The following is a 21,711-nucleotide window of genomic DNA, read 5'->3' on the forward strand; positions in this document are numbered from 1 at the left end:
AGGCAGGGGCACTCAAAATGAAAAAGGCAGCCGAGGCTGCCTTTTTCATGGACGCATAACCACATCTCAGGCAGCGCTGTGCTGGCGCCCCTCCCTGTTCATCGCCCGCCACATCACCAGGACCAGCAGAGTGCTGCAAGTGGGCAGCGCCAGCCAGACACCGGCCACTCCCCACAGGGAGGAGAAGCCCCACAGGAAACCGCCGATCAGCACCAGCTTGCCGCCGGTGAGCAGGGAAGCGATGCGGGCCCGGTTGATGGCCTGGAAGTAGGTGGCCCCCACCAGCAGCAAGCCTTCCATGGGCAGTCCCCAGAAGTAGAGCCAGATACCGAGGCTGGCCACCGGCAACAGGGCAGCATTGTCCCCCGCAAACAGATAAACCACTGCCTCCGGCCACAGATACAGCGGGATCATCCCGCACAGTGCCACCGCCATGGTCACTCCCAATGCCAGGTTACGCACCCGCAGCACCCGTGCCCAGTTGCCCGCCCCGGCATTGAAGCTGGCGATGGGTTGGATGCCCATGGCGATCCCCTCGAAGATGAGATAGAAGAAGGCCTCGCTGTAGCTGATGACCCCATAGGCGGCCACGTGCAGCGAAGTGCCCACCGAGAGCAGCGCCTTGTTGTGCAGCGCCAGCACCACCGAGAGGTAGAGGTACATCAGAAAACTCGACACCCCGAGTCGCAATGTCTCCCCCATCAGCCGCCAGTCGGGCACCAGGGTATCCCAGCGAATGCGCAACTGGCTGCGGGGGGTGAAGAAGTGCCACAGGCACAGGCCCCCGGTGACCGCCTGGGAGAGCATGGTCGCGATGGCGGCCCCCGCCAGCCCCCAGGGGATCACCGCCATCAGCAGGTAGTCGAGCAGCACGTTGAGCACGCCGCCCCCCACCAGGATCCAGGTGGTGAGGCCGGGTCGCCCGTCGTTGCGCAGCAGGGCGGTAAAGGCCATGGAGAGCACCGCGAACACCCCGAGCCAGGCGTACCACTGCAGATAGGCGAAGCCTGCGTCGAAGATGACCCCCTGCGCCCCCATCCAGACAAGCATGGCCTCGCCGTAACGAATGCCAATGAAGGCGAGCAGCGCGGAGGCGATGAGCACCATCACCAGGGCATTGCCGACGATGTGGCGCGCCCTGGCCTGCTCCCCCTTGCCCAGATAGAAGGAGGCCAGCGACGAGGATCCCATGCCGATCAGGGCACCCACCGCGTAGAGCACGGCGCAGATGGGGTACGCCAGCATCATGCCGGCCAGCCCGTCCTGGCCCAGGATATGGCCGACGAAGATGCCGTCTATGGTGACATAGATGCCGGTGACCAGCATGGCGGCCACCGTGGGGGTGACGTAACGCAAGAAGAGGCGGGAAAGGGGGGCCGTGCCCAGATCGACGGAGGACATAAATTGCTCAATGAAGGGGAACGGCCAGAATAATAGCCAAACAAGACCCGGATCACCCGTTATTTGTGCCGTGGATCATTCATCTTGAGGGCTTTACCCGCCCCGGCCCCTGCTTTAGGCTAGGGCGACTTCTCCTGAACGGAAACGTGCGCCATGTTGCAACGCCTGCTCTGTCTGATGCTCTGTCTCAGCCTGTTCCCCTTCTCCGCTGTCCAGGCTGATGATGCCATCACTCAGGTAGAGGAGCTGCTGCAAAGCATCCCCAAGACTGATACCCCGGAAAACCAGCAACTGCGGGAGAGCTACCAGCAGGCGCTGCAATATGCCCGGGATGCCCAGCGCTACCGGGAACAGGGCAAGGCCTACCAGCAGATCCTCATCGACTACCCCAAGGAGTCCGCCCGTCTCAAGGAGGGGCTGCACAACTATCAGCCCCAGTCCCGCCCGTCCCTCTCCTCCCTCAAGGAGGATGCCCTGCGCCAGGCCATCAGCCTGAGCAGCAACCGCCAGCTCAACCTGCGCAAGGAGCGTCAGGCGGTGACCGACAGCCTCAACCAGCTTGAGAGCACGGGCCAGGAATATCACCTGCGGGTCGACGAGTTGCGCAAGCAGTTGCTCCAGACCCGCTCCCTGCTCGATCGCCTGAGCTTCAGCAACGAGTCGGACAGATTGCAGGAGGCCCAGCAACTGGCCACCCGACTCAAGGAACAGAGCCTCTCCGACCGGATCCAGATGCTGGAGCTGGAGCAGCTCTCCGCGCAGCAGCGCAACGATCTGGGCAAGCTCAAGCTGCAGGAGCTCAACCTCGCCATCACCGACGAGGATGAGTGGCAGACCAGTCTGCTTGCCCAGCAGAACCAGCTGCGCCGGGACAAGACCGAGCAGGCCCTGGCCGAGAGCGAACGCCTGCGCCGCCAGCTCACCTCTGACCTCCCCCTCTTGCAGGAGCAACAGCAGCAAAACCAGGCCCTCTCCCTGCAACTGGGGGCCCTCGAGGACCAGATTGAACGGGTGCAGGACGAGCAACGGGGGGTGGACACCTCCCTCTCCGGGCTCAACGAGCTGGTCAATTCGGTGCGCGAACAGCTGGAGTGGTTGCAGATAAGCAACGCCTACGGCGAGAACCTGCGCAGCAAGCTGGCCGATCTGCCCGCCTACTTCCCGCTGGAGCGGCTGGAGTCCGCCATCGTCAAAGCGCGTATGGCCAAATACCAGTACGAGACCGAGCAGGATGCCCTGAAGGATCCGGTGCAACTGCGCAACAGCCTGCTCAGTGGAGACGGCATCACCCTGGACAGGGCCCAGCGCGCCGTGCTGGACAACCTGCTCAAGGCGAGGCGGCAACTGCTGACCCGGCTCAACGATGCCTCCGACACCCTCATTCAGGAGCAGACCCGCCTCAAGCTGCTCTACAGCCGCCAGAACAGCAAGATCGACGAGATCCGCGAACTCAGTGCCAGCCATCTGTTCTGGATGCCGGACGTGCGCCCCCTGAGCCCGGCGGTGCTGCTCGGCGTCCCGGCCGCCCTCGGCCTTGCCTTCAACCCGGCCAACTGGCTGCAACTGCCCAGGGCCATCGCCGAGAACAACCCACTGAGCCTGACCCTGGCTGGCCTCGGGCTGCTGGGGCTGGCCTGGTGCTGGCTGAAACTGGCCCGCCACCTCATTCAATACAGCCAGTACATTGCCCCGCGCATCGGCAAGGTAACCCAGGACAAGTTCAGCCTCACCAGCCGGTTGCTGGTGCGCTCCGTGCTCGCCGCCCTGCCGCTGCCCGCCATGGTGCTCATGGTGCACGGCCTGCTGGACGGCGCCTGGCAATATCCCTTCGCGGTGGCGGTGGCCCGGGGCCTGGGTGAAATCTGGTTCCTGCTGCTGGCCCTACTGGTGGCGCGCCACCTCACTCTGGAGAAGGGGATCCTCATCCTCCACTTCCGCTGGCAAAAGGAGCGGGTGCAGCGAGTGTGGGGACAGTTTCGTACCCTGCTGCTGGTGCTGATCCCGAGCTTCTTCGTACAGGGCATGGCGAGCAGCTATCAGGAACACGCCTTCTACGACTCCCTGGGACGCCTCGCCTTCATCATCGGGGCCCTCTGGCTGCTGCTCTTCTTTGCCCGCCTCAACCGGGAAAAACTGCCCCTCACCTGGGGTCAGGCAGACATGACCAAGCCCCATCTGCTGCACCACTTCATCTGGAACAGCCTGATGCTGGCCCCGCTGCTGGCGGTGCTGGGCGCCCTGTTCGGCTACTTCTACACCTCCCGCACCCTGCTGCGCCAGCTGGAGCTGAGCCTGCTGGCGGGGCTCGGCTGCCTGCTCGTCTACTATCTGGCCCACCGCTGGATGCTGATCCAACGCCGCCGACTCGCCTTCGATCGCGCCAAGCAGAAGCGGGCCGAGATCCTGGCGCAGCGGGAGCGGGAAGAGGACGATCTCAGCTCCGAGATCCCCGATGTGGTGGAGGAGCCCGAGCTGGATCTGGATACCATCAGCGCCCAGTCCCTCGGCCTGGTGCGCACTCTGCTGATGCTGGGCTTCACCATGCTGGTGGTGGTGCAATGGTCGGATCTCAACTCGGCATTCAGCTTCCTCAGCAGCATCGAGGTGTGGCAGGTGAGCAGCAAGGTGGCCGGCATCGAGCAGCTCTCCGCCATCACCCTGCAGGATCTGATGCTGACCGTCTTCGCCTTCATCCTGACGGTGGTCACCGCCCGCAACCTGCCAGGGTTGATGGAGCTCACCCTGCTCCAGCACCTGAGCCTCTCCCCAGGCACCGGCTTCGCCCTCACCACGGTGAGCAAGTACCTGGTACTGCTGATTGGCGCCCTCACCGGCTTCTCCATGCTCGGCATCGACTGGTCCAAAACCCAGTGGCTGGTGGCAGCACTCTCCGTGGGGCTGGGCTTCGGGTTGCAGGAGATCTTCGCCAACTTCGTCTCCGGCCTCATCATCCTGTTCGAAAAACCGATCCGCCTGGGTGACACCGTCACCATCCGGGATCTCACCGGCACCGTCACCAAGATCAAGACCCGCGCCACCACCATAGTGGACTGGGACAGGAAGGAGATCATCGTCCCCAACAAGGCCTTCATCACCGAGCAGTTCATCAACTGGTCCCTGTCCGATGCCATCACCCGGGTCCGCTTGCGCATTCGCATCGGCCTGACCCAGAATCCCAAGCAGGTACAGCAACTGCTGGAGCAGAGCGTGCGCGAGTCCACCCTGGTGCTGGATACGCCCGCCCCGGAGGTGTTCCTCATCGAGTTCACCGACTCGGCCCTCATCTACGAGATCCGGCTCTACGTCAACAACATGGATCACCGGATGCCCATTACACACGAGGTACATTCCCTGATCCTGGAGAAACTCGGCCAGGTCGGCATGCATCTGCCACATCAGCAGATCGACATCCGGATGAGCCGGGGATGAAGCCCCCAAAGACGACAACAGGAGCCATCATGCAGATCATTGCCCATCGCGGTGCCAGCGGCCTGGCCCCGGAGAATACCCTCAAGGCGATGAGCCTGGCGCTGGATCTGGGTGCCAAAGCCATCGAGCTGGACGTGCAGTGGGCCGACGGAGAGCTCTGGGTCTTCCACGACCGGCGGCTGGAGCGCTGCACCAACGGCCAGGGTGTGCTGACCGGGCAATCCCGGGAGTACCTGGCGAGCCTGGATGCGGGGGACGGGGAGCGGATCCCGACCCTGTGGCAGGTGATGGCACTGGTGGCGGGGCGCTGCGAACTGCACATCGAGCTAAAGGGCGCCCACACCGCCGAGCCGGTGGCCGCCCTGACCAGGCGGGCCGAGGCCGAGCTTGGCTTTACCCAGGCGCACTGGATCGTTTCCTCCTTTCATCATCCCGAGCTGTTACGCTTCAAGGGACTGCGACCGGAAATCAGGATCGGCGCCCTGACCGCCAGCCTGCCCCTCGACGGCGCCGCCTTCGCCGAGACGCTGGGGGCCTGGTCACTGAACTGCGACGTGGATTTCGTCGACGAGACCCTGGTGGCGGATGCCCATCGCCGGAGGCTCAAGATCCTGGTCTATACAGTCGACGAAGTGAGTGATGGGAGCGCCCTCGCCAGCATGGGTGTCGATGGCATCTTCACCAACCGACCAGATCGATTCAGCTGAGTATCGGCGCGGCCTGGCAGGCCACAAGGAGGTGAAAAGAATTGAAAAAATGCGGTGCATCGGGATACATAAAGTCCATAGCCAGCCGATACAGAGTTGGCTCATAACAATAACAAACACCATGGATCTCTGACTGACGCTCACAAGGATGTAAACATGAACCTATCCATCAAGAACAAGCTGGTCCTCTCCATCGGGGCCATCATTCTGGTCATCACCGGCCTGCAGGTCTGGTACAACACCTCCCAGTTGCGCAGTGAAACCCAGCGGCTGATCTGGAGCTTCATCGACGACAGCTCGGTCGCCAACGTCAAGGGGATCTCCCGCTGGCTCGACGCCCGCATCAATCTCGTCACCGCCACCAAGGAAGCCTTCGCCAAGGAAGACGAGCCCCTCAGCCACCTGGCCCAGTCCATGAATGCGGGCAACTTCGATCTCGTCTACGTGGGCACCAAGGATGGCCGGATGATCCAGAGCAAGCCGACCGATCTGCCGGCCGGCTACGATCCGCGCCAGCGCCCCTGGTACAAGGACGCCATGGCCGCCGGCAAGCTCGCCATCACGGCTCCCTATGCCGACATCACCACCGGCCAGCTCATCATCACCATCGCCGAGCCCTTCAGTCGCGGCAACACCGACGGCGTCATCGCCGGTGACGTCTCCATCGACGGTCTGGTGAAAGACGTGCTCGCCATGAACTCGGAAGGCACCTATGCCATTCTGGTGGACAGCAACGGCACCATCATCGCCCACCCGGACAAGGATCTGACCCTCAAACCCGCCACCGCCATCTCTCCGGAACTGACGGCAGCCAAGGTCAACGAGCTGGCCCATGACAACACCATCTCCGAGATGGATATCAGCGGCAAGGCGAGCGTGTTCGATCTCACCGAGATCCCCAACACCAACTGGTATTTCGGCATCGTGGTGGATGAAGCGGTCGCCTACCAGTCCGTCTCCCGCATGGTCACCTCCGCCCTCATTCAGGGATTGCTGACCATCCTCATCGTGGCGGGCTTCTCCTATGTCGCCATCAACGGCTCCCTGGCGCCGCTGAAAACCCTGGGCGAGGCAATTGCCGATCTCTCCCGCGGCAACGGCGATCTCACCCGTCGCATCAAGATCGAGCGTGAAGACGAGGTCGGTACCGTCGCCAAGCACGTCAACACCTTCATCGAGCGCATCCACGTCATGGTGCAGGACATCTCCAACTCCTCCACCCAGCTCAACCAGCAGGCCAGGTCTTCCCACGACATGGCGGAGAAATCCAACCAGGGGCTGGCCCGCCAGCAAAACGAGATCTCCCAGATTGCGACCGCAGTGCACGAGATGTCCGCCACCGCCGTCGAAGTGGCCAGCAACGCCGAGCAGACCGCGGAAGCGGCCCGCAGCTCCTCCAGCAGTTGCGAGCACGGCAAGCAGGTGATTGCCCGCAACCAGCGCTCCATCACGGATCTCGCCACCCAGGTCAAGCAGGCCTCCGGCATCATTCAGGAACTGGAGAAGAACGCCCAGGAGATCAACACCATCCTCTCCACCATCCAGGGCATCGCCGAGCAGACCAACCTGCTGGCGCTCAACGCCGCCATCGAGGCCGCCCGGGCTGGCGAGCAGGGACGCGGCTTTGCCGTGGTGGCCGACGAGGTGCGGGTGCTTTCCCAGCGCACCCACAGCTCCACCGTCGAGATCCGCAGCATGATCGAGACCCTGCAGCGCAACACCCAGGGCGCCGTCAGTACCATGCACGAGGGTCAGCTGCTGGCCCAGAACAGCGTGGAAGATGCCAACGATGCGACCCAGGCGCTGGAGCAGATCACCACCTCCATCAACCAGATCTCCGACATGGCGACCCAGATCTCCAGCGCCGCCGAGGAACAGCGTGCCGTCACCGACGAGGTGAGCCGCAACATCCAGGCGGTCAAGGATGTCTCGGACGAGCTGGCAGTGGATGCGGACAGCTCCCGCAATCTGTCGGCCCAGCTTAAAAATATTTCAGGTGAATTGAATAATCAGGTCGGCATGTTCCGCATCTGATCGACCATGGGAAGAAAGGGGCCGTTCAGGCCCCTTTTTTTATAAACCCTTTTTGTTTCAACGGTTATAATCCCCTTTCGAGACCCTCAGTCCTGTGATCGACATCTCCTTTTGCCCATGTGTGGGAGACGGGTCCAGTCTGTCATGGCTATATTCGCATTACTTTTTTGATGCCTAACCTCGATATGTCATCGTGATAATAGTTATCATTAAACTGTTTTGATAAAAAACTTAAAAACTTTATGGGTAATACCCAAAAAGAGAGGCATTTCTCATTTTTTTGAAAGAAAACTACGTATAATCTTGGAGTTAAAATCACCAGAGTAGCGAGTACGGCTGATCCAGATCACTGATGGATGGCGATAATGACGGCATTTTCATCCAAGGAATGGGGTGGTTGTAATAAAAATCACCGTTGCCAAGCACTAAAACAAAGCAGTTTGACTTGCATCAAGCCTGAATTTTTTTCATAGAGCAAAATCGTGCCCAGCAAATCTATCCCTAAGGAGGCAGATGTGGATATTATCAAGACCGATGTTGCCATCATCGGTGCCGGTGGCGGTGGCCTGCGTGCCGCAATCGCCATTGCAGAAGCCCACCCGGAGCTGGAGATCGCCCTGATTTCCAAGGTCTATCCGATGCGCAGCCACACAGTGGCCGCCGAAGGTGGCGCCGCAGGCGTCGTTCGTGATGACGACTCCCTGGAAAACCACTTCAACGACACCGTCTCCGGTGGTGACTGGTTGTGTGAGCAGGACGTAGTCGAGTACTTCGTCAACAACGCCACCAACGAGATGATCCAGCTGGAGCACTGGGGTTGCCCCTGGAGCCGCAAACCGGACGGCAAGGCCAACGTACGCCGTTTCGGCGGGATGAAGATCCCCCGCACCTGGTTCGCCGCCGACAAGTCCGGCTTCCACATCCTGCACACCCTGTTCCAGACCTCCATCAAGTACCCGACCATCAAGCGCTTCGACGAGCACTTCTGTCTGGATCTCATCGTGGAAGATGGCCGTGTCCAGGGTGTCGTCACCTTTGACATCCAGAACGGCATCACCCGCTTCATCCAGGCCAAGTCCGTGGTGCTGGCCACCGGCGGCGCAGGTCGTGTCTATCGCTACAACACCAACGGTGGCATCGTCACCGGGGACGGCATGGCCCTGGCCTACCGCCACGGCGTACCGCTGCGGGACATGGAGTTCGTCCAGTATCACCCGACCGGTCTGCCGGGCACCGGCATCCTGATGACCGAAGGTTGTCGTGGTGAGGGTGGCATCCTGCTCAACAAGGATGGCTATCGCTACCTGCAAGATTACGGTCTGGGCCCGGAAACCCCGGTCGGCCAGCCGAAGAACAAGCACATGGAGCTGGGTCCGCGCGACCGTCTCTCCCAGGCCTTCTGGCAGGAGCAACAAAAAGGCCGCGTGATCCAGGGCCCCATGGGCGACGTGGTTCACCTCGACCTGCGCCACCTTGGCGAGAAGTACCTGAAAGAGCGTCTGCCCTTCATCTGCGAACTGGCCAAGGCCTATGTGGGTGTGGATCCGGTGAAAGAGCCGATCCCGGTCCGTCCGACTGCCCACTACACCATGGGTGGCATCGAAACCGACGGCAAGTGCGCCACTCGTCTGGCCGGTCTCTATGCCGCTGGCGAATGTGCCTCCGTCGGTCTGCACGGCGCCAACCGTCTGGGTTCCAACTCCCTGTCCGAGATCGTGGTCTTCGGCAAGGTGGCCGGTGAGCAGGCAGCCGAGTTTGCTGCCACCCAGCAACACGGCAACACCCAGGCGCTGGTCGCCAAGGCCGAGGCGCTCATCAAGCAGCACCTCTCCCTGCTGGACATCGACGGCACCGAAAACCCGGCGGATATCCGCAACGAACTGGGCATGTCCATGGAAGCCGGTGTCGGTATCTACCGTACCGAAGAGCTGATGCAGGGCACCATCGACAAGATCAACGAGCTGAAAGCCCGTTACAAGAAGATCAAGATCAACGACAAGTCCTCGGTCTTCAACACCGACCTGCTGTACGCCATCGAGCTGGGCTACATGCTGGATGTGGCGGAAGCCATGGCGCACTCCGCCATCAACCGCAAAGAGTCCCGCGGTTCCCACCAGCGTCTGGACGGTTACGAGGAGCGCGATGACGTCAACTTCCTCAAGCACACTCTCTCCTTCTACAACGGCGAAGGGGCCCCGACCATCGACTATTCCGATGTGAAGATCACTAAATCCCAACCGGCCAAGCGCGTGTACGGTTCCGAGGGTGAGAAACAAGACGAGGCTAAGAAGAATGGCTGAGATGATCGAAATTGAAATCCTGCGCTACCGTCCCGAGCAGGATAACGAGCCCTGGATGCAGACCTTCCAGGTGCCCTACCTCAAAGAGATGTCCCTGCTGGATGCGCTGCAATACATCAAGGATCATCTGGACTCTACCTTGAGCTTCCGCTGGTCCTGCCGGATGGCGATCTGCGGCTCCTGCGGCATGATGGTCAACGGCATTCCGAAACTCGGTTGCAAGACCTTCCTGCGCGACTACCTGCCTGGCAAGATGACTATCGAACCGCTCAACAACTTCCCCATCGAGCGCGATCTGGTGGTCGACATGTCCGACTTCATCGAGAAGCTGGAGAGCATCAAGCCCTACATCATCCCGTCCGAGCCGCGCAATCTGTGCGATGGCGAGTACACCCAGACGCCGGCTGACATGGCGAAGTATCACCAGTTCTCCATGTGCATCAACTGCGGTCTGTGCTACGCGGCCTGCCCGCAATATGGCATCAACAAGAAGTTCACCGGTCCGGCAGCACTGGCACTGGCCTATCGCTACAACGCCGACAACCGCGACAGCGCGTCCAAGGAGCGGATGAAGATCATCAGCCAGGACGAGGGCGTCTGGGGCTGTACCTTCGTGGGCTACTGCTCCGAAGTGTGCCCGAAAGGCGTGGATCCGGCCGCCGCCATCCAGCTTGGCAAGGTCGAGAGCGCCAAGGACTACATGATCGCCATGTTCAAGCCGGACTGAGACCAGGAGTGAGACCATGAACAACACCCAAAGCAAACGTAAGCCTTACGTGCGCGAGATGAAGAAAGACTGGTGGCTGAAGAATGCCTTCTACACCGGTTACATGATCCGCGAAGGCACCAGCATCTTCGTCTCCATCTACGCCGTCGTGCTGATGTGGGGTCTGCTGCGCCTGGTACAGGGTCAGGAGGCATTCAACGGCTGGCTGGAATCCCTGCAAAGCCCCATTGCCATCCTGTTCCACGTCATCGCCCTGGCAGCCTGCCTGTTCCACGCCAAGACCTGGTTCGCACTGGCACCGAAAGCCATGCGCATCTTCCGTGGCGAAGACCTGGTGCCGGAGAAGCCGATCGTCATCGCCCAGTATGTGGCGCTGGCGGCGGTATCCCTGCTTGTCCTGATCATCGTGGCCTGAGGAGAAAACCATAAGACGTTCTGACGAACCCGGTTATTGGTGTCTGTTTGGTACCGGGCTCTCACTCAGAAACGTTGGCCACGATCACTCAATCATGATTTGAGGAAAAAATATGAGACGTTCTGACGAGCCAATTTACTGGGGTCTGTTTGGTGCGGGTGGAATGGTGGTTGCCATGCTGCTGCCGGTCATTGTCCTCATCACAGGTCTGCTGGTGCCCATGGGCATCATGGACGTGGAGACCATGAGCTACGAGCGCGTGCTGGCATTCGCCAGCTCCTGGTGGGGTGCCTGCATCCTGCTGGTGATCATCGCCCTGCCCGTCTGGCACGGCATGCACCGCATCTACCACGGCCTGCATGATCTGGGGATCCACACCACCAAGCTGCACCACTATGTGTTCTATGGCTTCGCCTTCCTGGTGTCCGCCATCACCGTCGGCCTGCTGATGGTGCTGGTGCTCCAGTAAGCCCATCCTGACTGCATGACAAACCGGGCCCAGTGCCCGGTTTTTTTATGACCATCTTCCGCGGTTCATCTCCATCCGGCAGCTGGCCTGCACGCTCGTTCGGCATCCGTCACCAGAGTCGCGGTGCCGGTTCACGACCGTTTTCCGCGTAGTAGAGCGACGGCAGAAACTGCGCCAGATAGCTGAACTCGCTGTAGCAGTGGCGCATCAGGTTGAAACCTACCTCGTCCGGCACCTCGTCAAACGGATTGGCGCAGGCCTTGCCCAGCAGAAAACGACTGCGCAGCACACAGCCATAGGGGGTATCGCGCGCCAGGTGCAGCATCTCGCCATCCAGCGGCGCACCGTTGTCATCCAGCGCCACCTCGTCGCCAAAGCCGATACGGGCGCAGATGGCGGCAGAGAGAGCCTGCGTCTCCCGCGCCTCGTGTAGCGATTGCGGGGCGAACACCTCTTCGGCACCGTGGAACTTGAGGCGAGCTGCCACCGGCGGCAGCTCGGCAAGCCACTCCACCGCCTCTATGCTGGCTCCCACGAAGCGCTCCCCTTTTTTCCAGTGATGATCCCAGCCCCGGTGCTCGACATGATCGTGGGGGTGCCACCACCTGATGTGCTGGGTCGTCTCGAAGAAGGTGAACCACCAATCCAGCATGCGCCCCTTGCAGCCGTGCAGATCGGTGCGGATGGCGACCGTCAGCAGGCCGTCGGTGCTGCGGGTCAGACCCATTTCCAGGCGAAGGGGTTGCGGACTGAGCAACTCATTGATGTCATTGACGCCCCAGGGGGCAAACAGGGCAGAAGGATGCATGATATGACTCCCATAAATTTAGGAAACGAAGTTCGTTTCTTAAATTACGCTATGCCTGTATGCTGGGTCTGTCAATGCTTTCCAGGAGCCCATATGTCGCACCAGAACGATGAAGAAACACGCTCACGAGGCCGTCCGGTCACCCCGGAAGCCAACCTTCGCGCCGCCCTCGCCGAGGCGACGCTGACCTTGTTGCTCAAGGGAGGCTACAGCGCTGCGACCGTGGATGCGGTGGCCAAAGAGGCGGGGGTTGCCAAGAAGACCCTCTACCGCTTCGCCGCCAATCGCGACGAGCTGGTGGCGCAGGCGGTGCGCAGCTGGACCGATGCCTTCCAGCCGGCCTTCGAGCAGGATGCCGCCCATCCAGGCGCGCTGGGGGAGATGCTGGAGCTGGGCTTGCAGGCCATAGCGGGACAGGTGCTGAGCGCACCGGCGGTGGGCATGTTCCGGCTGCTGCAACATGAGTTCGCGGGGCGCGATACCCTGCTGGCGGCCTATCAGGAGAACGGTATTGCCCGCGGCAGGGCGACCCTGGCCAGCTGGCTGCAGCGCCAGCAGCAACTGGGCTGGCTGCGCGAGCTGGACGCCGCCCAGACCAGCGATCTGCTGCTGGCGATGACCATGGCGGAGCCGCTGCGCCAGATGGCGCTCGGCTTGCTGGCGCCGGGCAGCGACATCCGCGAGCGCATCACCGCGGCCGTTGCGCTGGTGCTGCCCGGCTTGATGCGAGGGTAGGCGTCCTTCCTCAGCATGCCACCTCCTGCCATTGAGCCAACAAGGGAGCAGGAACGTTGCCATAACGCACCAGCGGGGTCTGGTGCCACTCCGCCAGCTTCTGGATGGCCTTGCCCAGATCCTGGGCCAGGGTCCGGGTCACCCTGATCCCGTCTTCCAGATAGAGGCTCTTGACCTCGAACACCCCCTCCTTGCGATGGGCCTTGGCGTCCATCCTGCCCACCAGCTTGCCGCGATGCAGCAACGGCAGCACGAAATAACCGTACTGGCGCTTGGGGGCCGGGGTATAGCACTCGATGCGATAGTCAAAACCAAACAACTCGCTGGCCCGCTTGCGATCCCACACCAGCGGGTCAAAGGGCGAGAGCACGGCGGTGTGGCTCGCCTTGAGGGAGCCCGCCTGGGCCCGGACCAGTTCATCGGCCAGGGAGGCGTGAACGAAGGCTCCGTGCTGCCACCCCTCCACTCGTACCGGCAACAGCTCCCCCTCGTCCGCCAGCTGGTGGAGCAGGGCGTCGTATTTCCCCCGTTTAAGGCGATAGTAATCCGCCACCCAGCCGGTCTTGACCAGCCCCAGCGCCCGGCAACTGGCTCGCACCATGTCCCGCCGGGCGAGATCAGGACTCGGCAGATCCCGCTCGTCATTCCACTCCGGCATGACCCGCTCGGCGAGATCGTAGACCCGCTGGAAATTGCGCCGTTCGCGCACCATCAGCTGGCCTGCGGTAAACAGCACCTCCAGATGGCGCTTTTCGGGCTTCCAGTCCCACCAGCCGTTGCCCTTGTCCCCCTTGCGCTCGAAGTCTGCCGCCCGCACCGGGCCATCCTGGCGTATGCGCTCGACTATCTGCGCTATCTCGCCGCCGTGGGTCTTGAGCCACTGGGCGGAGAACTTCCAGCCCATGGCGGCGGGATCCAGCATGCGATGGCGCAGCAGCCGGTAATCTTCCCGGGGGACGAAACAGGCCTCATGAGCCCAGTATTCGAAGAGGTCACCATCGGCCAGCAGTTGTTCCAGCCAGCGCGGATCGTAGTGGCCGAGACGGCTGAACAGCACCAGATAGGGGCTGCGGGCCACCACGGAGATGGTGTCTATCTGCAGCAACGCCATGCGGCGAATGCAGGCGAGCAGGTCGGCGGGGGTTGCTCTGGCGCGGCGCGGGGTCAGCAGCCCCTGGGCCGCCAGTTGCAGGTGGCGGGCGTCTTGCAATGAGAGGTGGGGGATCGACATGGAGATAGGGGCATCCGTTCCTGGGTATCAGGCCACCAGCATGCCCAACTCATGGCCAAATGAAAACGCCCGGCTCAGGGTTTGGTGAACAGCGCCACATCCGCATGAGGAAACTCGACCTCAGCCTGCCAGCGGACCGCCAGGGCACGGAACGAGGCCTCTGCGAAGAAGACGATGTGAGTGGGATCGTGGCGATAGCGCCAGGTCTTGAAGCGCTCGTCCCCCAGCACCCGCTGGGTCTGCAACACCAGCACCCCGCCGGGCTTGAGACAGCCCCAGAGCGTGTCCAGCACGGCACGGGGGGTGGCGATGTGCTCTATCACCTCGGTGCTGGTGATGAAGTCGTATTGCCTTGTCAGGCACTCTGGGTCGTCGGCATAGAACTTGTCGTAGCCCGCCATCTCGAAGCCCGCCTCCCGCCCCATGGCGATGAGGGCGGGCCCGGGGCCGCAGCCAAAATCGAGACCGCTGGCAGGAAGCGACACCCGGGCCAGCACCTCGCCAAAGGCACGCATCAGAAAGGCCCGGTAGCGGGGATCGTCCACCCGGTTGTCGTGCCCGTCATAGACCGCCTTCTCGGCCCCCTCGTCCAGGTGATCCGCCTCGTCCATCCAGACCAGCTCGCACGCCAGGCAGCGGTAATAGCCCTTGCCCGCCACCGGCAGGACATGGTGCCGAGGGGAGAGACACAGGGGACAGTGAACAGGGGATGACATGGCAGCTCCTCGGGTGGCGACAGCGGGGCAGATTGCCTGCCACGCCCGCTGCTGGCAACTGTTTTGTCTGGTGCCCCCATCGCCCCCCGTTCACCCCCCGTCAGTTTTTTTCGTCTTTTTTTGCGCCTTAAGGGTTTCTTAAGTTTGCCCTTTTACTCTCATCCCATCGCAAGAGAAGGAGCCAACCATGACCATCGAGATCCAAGCCCCCTACCGGTTGATCCTGGCCGAATCCCCGCAGCAGGTCATGGCGCTGCAAACCTATATCCAGGCCGCCTATACCCTCGAGTTCAACGCCCGCATTCCCCATTTCCTGCCCTGCCTGCTCGGGCTCTACCGGGCAGATGGCGTGCTGGTCGGTGCCTGCGGCCTTAACCAGGCCTGCCATGGCGAGCACGAGCAACCGCTCTATCTGGAGCAATATTTGGAGCAGCCTGTCGAGGCCGCCATCGAGACCCGTCTCGGGGTACGTCCGGCCCGCCACCGCATCATCGAAGTGGGCAATCTTGCTTGCAGCGAACCGGGTCACGCCCGCCTGATGTTTGCCGCGCTGTGTCGTCTGCTGTGTGATAACGCCCTGGACTACGTGGTGTTCACCGGTACCGCCAAGCTGCGCAACAGCTTTACCCGCCTGCGTCTCAACCCGGTGGAGCTGGCCCCCGCCCAGGCCCATCAGGTGGGAGAGGATGCCAGTGCCTGGGGCGAATACTACCGCTGCCAGCCCAAGGTGATGGCAGGCGACATCAACCAGGGGCGCGAGGTGCTCGCACAGAGCAGCCTGCTGCTCAACCTGCTGGGGCCCATGCCCCGCCTTTTTAACCATGCCAACATCGACAGGAGGTGCGCGCAATGACGCTGTTCGACACCATCGCCCACCATGCCAGCCAGACCCCGCACCAGCCTGCGCTGCTAGGCAGCCAGGGTGAGCTGGATTACCAGAGCCTGTGGCAGCAGATCCAGCAACTGGCTGGAGTGCTGCAAGGGGCCGGCATCCGCCGCCTGGCCCTGCAACTCGACAACGGCCTGCCCTGGGCACTGATCGATCTCGCCTGCACCTGGGCCGGCATCGTGGTCATCCCGGTTCCCCACTTCTTCAGTCCGGCGCAGCAGACGTGGCTGCTGGAAAGCAGCGGAGCAGACGCCCTGGTCGGCCCGGAGCACCAGGGGTGGCAAGCCGCCTCGCCCCTCGTGCTCATGGCAGGCAGGCCCGATGAGCAGGCCGTTCCCCTGTGGCGCCGCATCCCGGCCCGCCTCCCCGAGCTGCCGGCGGGCACCGCCAAGATCACCTATACCTCTGGCACCACGGGGCAACCCAAGGGCGTCTGCCTGTCGCTGGAACAGATGACGGCGGTCTGCGGATCCCTTGCCCTGCGGGTGGCCCCTGCCCGGGTTGAGAAGCACCTGACCCTGCTGCCCCTCACCACCTTGCTGGAGAACCTGACCGGCTTGTATGTACCGCTGCTGACCGGCGCCTGCAGCCGCATCCCTTCCCTGGGGGAACTCGGCTTCTCGGGCTCCAGCAAGCTGGATCCTGCGGCCCTGGCCCAGGCACTGCTGCGCTGGCCCAGCCACAGCCTGGTGCTGGTACCCGAGTTGCTGCGCCTGCTGCTGGCTCTGTGCCTCAATACCCCTGCCCTGGCGACACAGCTCGGCACCCTGCGCTTCGTCGCCGTGGGCGGCGGCAAGGTCGCCCCCGAACTCATCGCTCACGCCCGTGCGGCGGGGCTGCCGGTCTACGAGGGATACGGTCTCTCCGAATGCGGCTCCGTGGTCGCCCTGAACGGCCCCCACGGGGATCGTCCCGGCAGCGTCGGCCTGCCTCTGCCCCACTGCCAGGTGACGATCGCCGCAGACGGCGAAGTCATGGTCAGCGGCAGCGCCATGCTGGGCTACCTGGGGGAAGAGGGCGAGACGGGCAGCCAGATCGCCACAGGGGATCTGGGTCGGATCGACGAGGAGGGCTATCTCCATATCACGGGGCGCAAGAAGAACGTGCAGATCACCGCCTTTGGCCGCAACTTCTCCCCGGAGTGGGTGGAAGCCCAGGCCCAGCTCTGCCCGGCCATCGCCCGCATCGTCATCTTCGGTGACGGTCAGCCCGCCAACGTGGCCCTTATCCAGCCGCTGCCGGGCAGCCAGTCCCAATTGCCAGAGCAGATTGCCCGGCTCAACCAGCAGTTGCCCGATTACGCCCGCATCCATCACTGGTTGCCGGTCGCCCTGGATCAGCTCCCTGGCCTCCTGACGGCCAACGGGCGCCCCCGTCGCAACGAGATTTATCACCATTTTTCCCGGCAGATCAGCCAATGCCTCACAGGAGAGACCTCATGAGCTTCTACCAGACCCTGCAACAAGCCACCGCCTGCGAGCGCGAACGCCTGTTCAACGCCCCCATCATCGAGGCCTGCCGCCGCGGCGACATCAGCCGTGACACCTACCTCGCCTTCCTGGCACAGGCCTACTACCACGTGCGCCACACGGTGCCGCTCCTGATGGCCACCGGCGGCAAGCTGGGGCAGGAGTACGAATGGGTGCGTGGCGCCATCAGGGAGTACATCGACGAGGAGTACGGCCATCAGGAGTGGATCCTGAACGACATCCGTGCCTGCGGCGGTGATGCCGAGGCGGTGCGCCACGGCCAGCCGGGCCTGCCCATCGAGTTGATGGTGGCCTTCCTCTACGACCAGATCCAGCGCGGCAACCCAATGGGGTTCTTCGGCATGGTGCAGGTGCTGGAAGGCACCAGCGTCGCCATCGCCCTGACCGTCGCCGACCAGCTCAAGAGCGGTCTGGGTCTGCCGCCCCAGGCCATGAGCTACCTGAGCTCCCACGGGGCCCTGGACCAGGAGCACCTCAAGTTCTTCGAATCCCTGATGAACCGGGTGGAAGATGCTGCCGATCAGGCCGCCATCATTCACGCCGCCAAGGTGGTCTACCGCCTCTATGGCGACATGCTCTATCAGCTCACGGGATCATGCCAATGAAGCTTGAAGGCAAACGCATACTGCTGACTGGCGCCAGTGGCGGCATTGGTGAAGCCCTGGCCCATGAACTGGCGGCCCAGGGTGCCCATCTGCTGCTGCACGGTCGTCGGGCCAGCGCCCTGGAGCGCCTGCGCCGGGAGCTGCCTCATCCGGATCGCCACCAGACGGTGACGGCCGATCTTGGCTCTCCCCATGAGCGGGCGCAGCTGCTGCAACATCCGGCCCTGGACGAGGGGCTGGACGTGCTCATCAACAGTGCGGGCTGCAACCAGTTCGCCTGGCTGGAGGATCAGAGCAGCGAGCAGGTGACACGCCAGTTGCTGCTCAACGTCGAGGCGCCCATCCAGCTCACCCGGGCCCTGCTGCCCCGGCTGCGCAAGCCCGCCATCATCATGAACATCGGCTCCAGCCTCGGGGCCATCGGTTTTGCCGGCTACAGCGTCTATTGCGCCAGCAAGTTCGCCATGCGCGGCTTCAGCGAGTCTCTGGGGAGGGAGCTGGAGGGAACCGGCATCAAGGTGCTGCACTTTGCCCCCCGCGCCACCCGCACCCACCTCAACTCCGAGGCGGCCTATGCCATGAATGCCGAGCTCGGCACCCGGACCGACAGCCCACAGGACGTGGCCGAGGAGGCCGTCATCGCCCTGTGCAACGAGACGCGCCGCCGCTGGCTTGGCTGGCCGGAAAAGCTCTTTGTGCGGCTCAACGGCCTGCTGCCCGCCTTGGTGGACATGGCCCTGGCCAAGCAGCACCCGGTCATCGAGCGCCACGCCCGCCGCACCGCCTCCCCTGCCCCCGATCACAGGAGCGATCCCGCCTGTGCGACAAACGAGAAGGAACATTGAGATGAAGCACACCACTTTCCGTCCCCGATTTGGTCACGGCCCCCTGTTGCTCGCCCTGGGAGGCCTGCTGGCAAGCGGTCTGGCACAGGCCGCCGATGCCCTGCCCACCATTCAGCAGGAGTGGGCCCACTGCCAGTACCAGCAGACCGGCAACGCCAAGGAGAGCTGCCTGGAGAGCCTGAGTGCCAAGGCCGATGAGGCGAGCGCCAAGGAGGCATTTCGCACCGATCTGCTGATCTGGTCCGCCATCGTCAAGAGCACCTGGGCGGGGGCCAAGGGCGGCCTCGGCGCCCTTGGTCTGGTGAAGGAGGCCAAGGCCAAGCTCGAGATCGCCATCAAGCAGGATCCCAAGGCGCTGGAAGGCTCGGCCTACACCAGCCTGGGCTCCCTCTACTACCAGGTACCGGGCTGGCCGGTGGGCTTTGGTGACGACGAGAAGGCGGAGAAGCTGCTCAAGCAGGCGCTGGCCATCAATCCCACCGGCATCGACCCCAACTTCTTCTACGGCGACTTCCTGCTGGATCAGGGTGACAAGGCACAGGCGAAGGTCTATCTGGACAAGGCCCTGGCCGCCCCGGCGCGCCCTGGCCGCGAGGTGGCGGACGAGGGCCGCAGAATGGAAATTCGCGAGCGTCTCGCCAAGCTGTAAACACAAGCAGCACAGTGTGCTATTTCAACTCTGCCCACCAGCTTGCATACTGGTGGGCAGTGTCGTTTGAGGGAGAGAACAATGCGGATCCTGTTGGTGGAAGATGATGTGATGCTGGGAGACGGCATGGTGGATGCCCTGCGCAGCAGCGGCTACACGGTGGACTGGCTCCAGCAGGGGATGCCGGCCCTCTCGGCTCTCAAGAGCGAGGAGTTTGCCGCCCTTGTCCTGGATCTCAACCTGCCGGACATCGACGGCATCAGCCTGCTGCGCAAGTTGCGCCGGGAGGGGCAGACCCTGCCCGTGCTCATCCTGACCGCCCGTGATGCCCTGGACGACCGGGTGCTGGGGCTGGATGCAGGCTCCGACGACTACATGGTCAAACCCTTCGCCCTGCAGGAGCTCAACGCCCGGCTGCGCGCCCTGGTGCGGCGCAGCAAGGGGCAGGCCCAGGCGGTGCTGGAGTACGGGGAGCTGCAGCTCTTCCCCGCGTCACAACAGGTCACCTATCGGGGCGAGCCGGTCAAGCTCACCCCCCACGAGTACAAGCTGTTGCAGGAGCTCATCACCCAGAGCGGCCGGGTATTGAGCCGGGATCAACTGCAACAGAGCCTCTACGGCTGGGACGAGGGGGCAGAGAGCAACGCGGTGGAGGTGCACATTCACCACCTGCGCAAGAAATTCTTCCCCGAGCTCATCCGCAACATTCGCGGCGTCGGTTACATCGTGCCCCAGCTCGACGTCCAGGGCGCAAGAGGAGCCTCCGCCCCATGAGCCGTGTCCGTTCCATCCGCCGCTTCCTGCTCTCCGGCATCCTGGCCCTGGTCAGCCTCAGCCTCGCCATCAGCGGCCTTATCGGCTACCTGCAGGCCAACCACGAGATGGAAGAGCTGTTTGATGCCCGTCTCGCCCAGTCCGCCCGCATCACCAACCAGTTGCTCAGCCGCTATCTCAAGCAGAGCGGCGAGCTGCCGCGCAACGGCACCGTATACCAGGAGTGGGTGCAGGCCGTCCCCGAGACGCCCCACATCGAGAAGGGCGGCTTCTTCCAGTTCGGCCAGGACAACGAATTCACCCCCTATGGCCATGAATTCGAACACAACCTCTACTTCCAGTTGCTGAGCGAGCAGGGCGCCGTGCTGCTGCGCTCGCCCAATGCCCCGGCCCAACCGTTGACCACCCTGGAGCGGGGCTTCAACAGCGAGACCAAGGATCACCACGAGTGGCGCACCTTTACCCTCTACAACGAAGGTGAACAGACCTGGCTCATCGTGGCGGAGCGGGATGACGAACGCAGCGAGCTGGCCAGCAAGATGGCCACCCTCACCATGCTGCCCCTCTTCATCACCCTGCCCTTCCTGCTCGGTCTGCTGTGGTGGCTGATCACCCGGGGGCTGTCACCGCTGCACCAGCTGGCGCAAGCCATCGGCGAGCGTCATCCCGCCAACCTGAGCCCCCTCAATCTCGCCATCAAGGCCGAGGAGCTGACGCCGCTGGTGGGGGAGATCAACCGGCTGATGCACGCCCTCGCTGACACCCTGGATCGGGAGAAACAGTTCACCAACGAGGCCGCCCACGAGCTGCGCACGCCCCTCGCGGTACTGCGCATCCACAGCGAGAACGCCATGACGGCCGAGGATGATCAGAGCCGGGAGCAGGCCCTGCGCAAGATGCTCTTGGCCCTCGATCGCAGCGATCGGCTGATCCGCCAGTTGCTGACCCAGGCCCGCATCGACAACCAGCAGAGCCCGGCCCTCACCGCCCTTCCCTTGTTCCCCTTGTTGCAGGGCACCCTGGCGACCCTGGCCCCCATCGCCCTGAAAAAGGATCAGCAGCTGTCCCTGGAGGGCGCCGAACAGGTGCAGGTAATGGGACAGGCGATGTTGCTGGAGCTGATGTTCGGCAACCTCATCGACAATGCGCTGCGCTACACCCAGGTGGGCGGCGAGGTCGCCGTGGTGGTGAGCCAGGTGGGCAACCGGATTCGGGTGGATGTGCGGGACAACGGCCCCGGCATCCCCACCGCCGCCCTCTCCCGGTTGTGCGAGCGCTTCTTCCGGGTCAATCCCCAGCAGGGGGATGGCGTGGGCCTTGGCATGGCCATCGTCTCGCGCATCGCCCAGCTTCACGGAGCGGATCTCGACATCCACAATCGGCCTGAAGGGGGGCTCGAAGTGAGCGTGCTGCTGCCCGCCTCGCGCCAGGCATGACGGGTCAGCCTTTGGGCACGCCATGAAAAACGGGGGCCAGGCCCCCGTTTT

19 protein-coding genes are annotated in these 21,711 nt (G+C 63.0%); 15 read left to right on the plus strand and 4 right to left on the minus strand.

Annotated features, from left to right (window positions below):
* Positions 1-66 precede the first annotated feature (66 nt).
* Positions 67-1,401, minus strand: a complete 1,335-nt coding sequence (locus tag AB5Y89_RS12985) for an MATE family efflux transporter (RefSeq protein ID WP_042880248.1) — start codon at positions 1,399-1,401, stop codon at positions 67-69.
* Positions 1,402-1,554: 153 nt separating this feature from the next.
* Here AB5Y89_RS12985 and mscM point away from each other — a divergent pair, with 153 nt between their 5' ends.
* The 7 genes from mscM (at position 1,555) to frdD (ending at position 11,482) form a co-directional block, all read left to right on the plus strand.
* On the plus strand, positions 1,555-4,830 hold the full coding sequence (gene mscM / locus AB5Y89_RS12990) for a miniconductance mechanosensitive channel MscM (protein WP_045525588.1): 3,276 nt from the start codon (positions 1,555-1,557) through the stop codon (positions 4,828-4,830).
* Between the two features lie 29 nt (positions 4,831-4,859).
* On the plus strand, positions 4,860-5,537 hold the full coding sequence (locus tag AB5Y89_RS12995; RefSeq protein WP_368223944.1) for a glycerophosphodiester phosphodiesterase: 678 nt from the start codon (positions 4,860-4,862) through the stop codon (positions 5,535-5,537).
* Positions 5,538-5,693: 156 nt separating this feature from the next.
* Positions 5,694-7,571, plus strand: coding sequence for a methyl-accepting chemotaxis protein (locus AB5Y89_RS13000; protein WP_010673807.1), 1,878 nt, complete (start codon positions 5,694-5,696; stop codon positions 7,569-7,571).
* A gap of 515 nt (positions 7,572-8,086) precedes the next feature.
* Complete coding sequence (frdA, locus tag AB5Y89_RS13005) at positions 8,087-9,871, plus strand: fumarate reductase (quinol) flavoprotein subunit (RefSeq protein ID WP_010673806.1); 1,785 nt, start codon at positions 8,087-8,089, stop codon at positions 9,869-9,871.
* A complete protein-coding gene (locus tag AB5Y89_RS13010) occupies positions 9,864-10,598 on the plus strand; it encodes a succinate dehydrogenase/fumarate reductase iron-sulfur subunit (protein WP_005298338.1) in 735 nt (244 codons plus the stop codon). Before frdA ends, AB5Y89_RS13010 begins: the two co-directional genes overlap by 8 nt.
* A 16-nt stretch (positions 10,599-10,614) precedes the next feature.
* Positions 10,615-11,013: a fumarate reductase gene (locus tag AB5Y89_RS13015; protein WP_049636550.1), complete on the plus strand. Its 399-nt coding sequence runs from the start codon at positions 10,615-10,617 to the stop codon at positions 11,011-11,013.
* A gap of 112 nt (positions 11,014-11,125) precedes the next feature.
* Entirely contained in the window at positions 11,126-11,482 is a 357-nt protein-coding gene (gene frdD / locus AB5Y89_RS13020) for a fumarate reductase subunit FrdD (RefSeq protein ID WP_010673803.1), read from the plus strand.
* 109 nt (positions 11,483-11,591) lie between these two features.
* On the opposite strand, the gene AB5Y89_RS13025 is transcribed toward frdD, so the two are convergent.
* Positions 11,592-12,290, minus strand: a complete 699-nt coding sequence (locus AB5Y89_RS13025) for a hydrolase (protein ID WP_226044585.1) — start codon at positions 12,288-12,290, stop codon at positions 11,592-11,594.
* Between the two features lie 93 nt (positions 12,291-12,383).
* On the opposite strand from AB5Y89_RS13025, the gene AB5Y89_RS13030 reads away from it, so the two are divergent.
* Complete coding sequence (locus AB5Y89_RS13030; protein WP_368223946.1) at positions 12,384-13,025, plus strand: TetR family transcriptional regulator; 642 nt, start codon at positions 12,384-12,386, stop codon at positions 13,023-13,025.
* A 10-nt stretch (positions 13,026-13,035) separates the two neighbouring features.
* Here the strand turns inward: AB5Y89_RS13030 and AB5Y89_RS13035 are convergent, their stop codons facing one another.
* Positions 13,036-14,256, minus strand: coding sequence for a winged helix-turn-helix domain-containing protein (locus AB5Y89_RS13035; RefSeq protein WP_368223947.1), 1,221 nt, complete (start codon positions 14,254-14,256; stop codon positions 13,036-13,038).
* 74 nt (positions 14,257-14,330) lie between these two features.
* Entirely contained in the window at positions 14,331-14,972 is a 642-nt protein-coding gene (locus tag AB5Y89_RS13040) for a class I SAM-dependent methyltransferase (protein ID WP_202042871.1), read from the minus strand.
* 187 nt (positions 14,973-15,159) lie between these two features.
* Here AB5Y89_RS13040 and AB5Y89_RS13045 point away from each other — a divergent pair, with 187 nt between their 5' ends.
* From AB5Y89_RS13045 to AB5Y89_RS13075, 7 genes are all read left to right on the plus strand, one after another.
* Positions 15,160-15,825 carry a thermostable hemolysin gene (locus AB5Y89_RS13045; protein WP_202042870.1) on the plus strand — a complete coding sequence of 222 codons (666 nt, stop codon included), beginning with the start codon at positions 15,160-15,162 and terminating at the stop codon, positions 15,823-15,825.
* The gene (locus tag AB5Y89_RS13050; RefSeq protein ID WP_219596701.1) at positions 15,822-17,303 is read left to right on the plus strand and encodes an AMP-binding protein; all 1,482 of its coding nucleotides are present in this window, start codon (positions 15,822-15,824) and stop codon (positions 17,301-17,303) included. Before AB5Y89_RS13045 ends, AB5Y89_RS13050 begins: the two co-directional genes overlap by 4 nt.
* Entirely contained in the window at positions 17,300-17,956 is a 657-nt protein-coding gene (locus tag AB5Y89_RS13055) for a TenA family transcriptional regulator (protein WP_039039563.1), read from the plus strand. Before AB5Y89_RS13050 ends, AB5Y89_RS13055 begins: the two co-directional genes overlap by 4 nt.
* Positions 17,953-18,801 carry an SDR family oxidoreductase gene (locus tag AB5Y89_RS13060; protein WP_368223950.1) on the plus strand — a complete coding sequence of 283 codons (849 nt, stop codon included), beginning with the start codon at positions 17,953-17,955 and terminating at the stop codon, positions 18,799-18,801. The genes AB5Y89_RS13055 and AB5Y89_RS13060 overlap by 4 nt, the downstream gene beginning before the upstream one ends.
* A 1-nt stretch (position 18,802) precedes the next feature.
* On the plus strand, positions 18,803-19,450 hold the full coding sequence (locus AB5Y89_RS13065; RefSeq protein ID WP_113977499.1) for a tetratricopeptide repeat protein: 648 nt from the start codon (positions 18,803-18,805) through the stop codon (positions 19,448-19,450).
* An 81-nt stretch (positions 19,451-19,531) separates the two neighbouring features.
* Positions 19,532-20,224: a response regulator gene (locus tag AB5Y89_RS13070; RefSeq protein WP_041215642.1), complete on the plus strand. Its 693-nt coding sequence runs from the start codon at positions 19,532-19,534 to the stop codon at positions 20,222-20,224.
* Complete coding sequence (locus AB5Y89_RS13075) at positions 20,221-21,660, plus strand: ATP-binding protein (RefSeq protein ID WP_045525604.1); 1,440 nt, start codon at positions 20,221-20,223, stop codon at positions 21,658-21,660. The genes AB5Y89_RS13070 and AB5Y89_RS13075 overlap by 4 nt, the downstream gene beginning before the upstream one ends.
* Positions 21,661-21,711: the final 51 nt, after the last annotated feature.

The sequence above is a fragment of the Aeromonas sp. s4 genome, assembly GCF_040907855.1.
GTDB classification, from domain to species: domain Bacteria; phylum Pseudomonadota; class Gammaproteobacteria; order Enterobacterales; family Aeromonadaceae; genus Aeromonas; species Aeromonas caviae.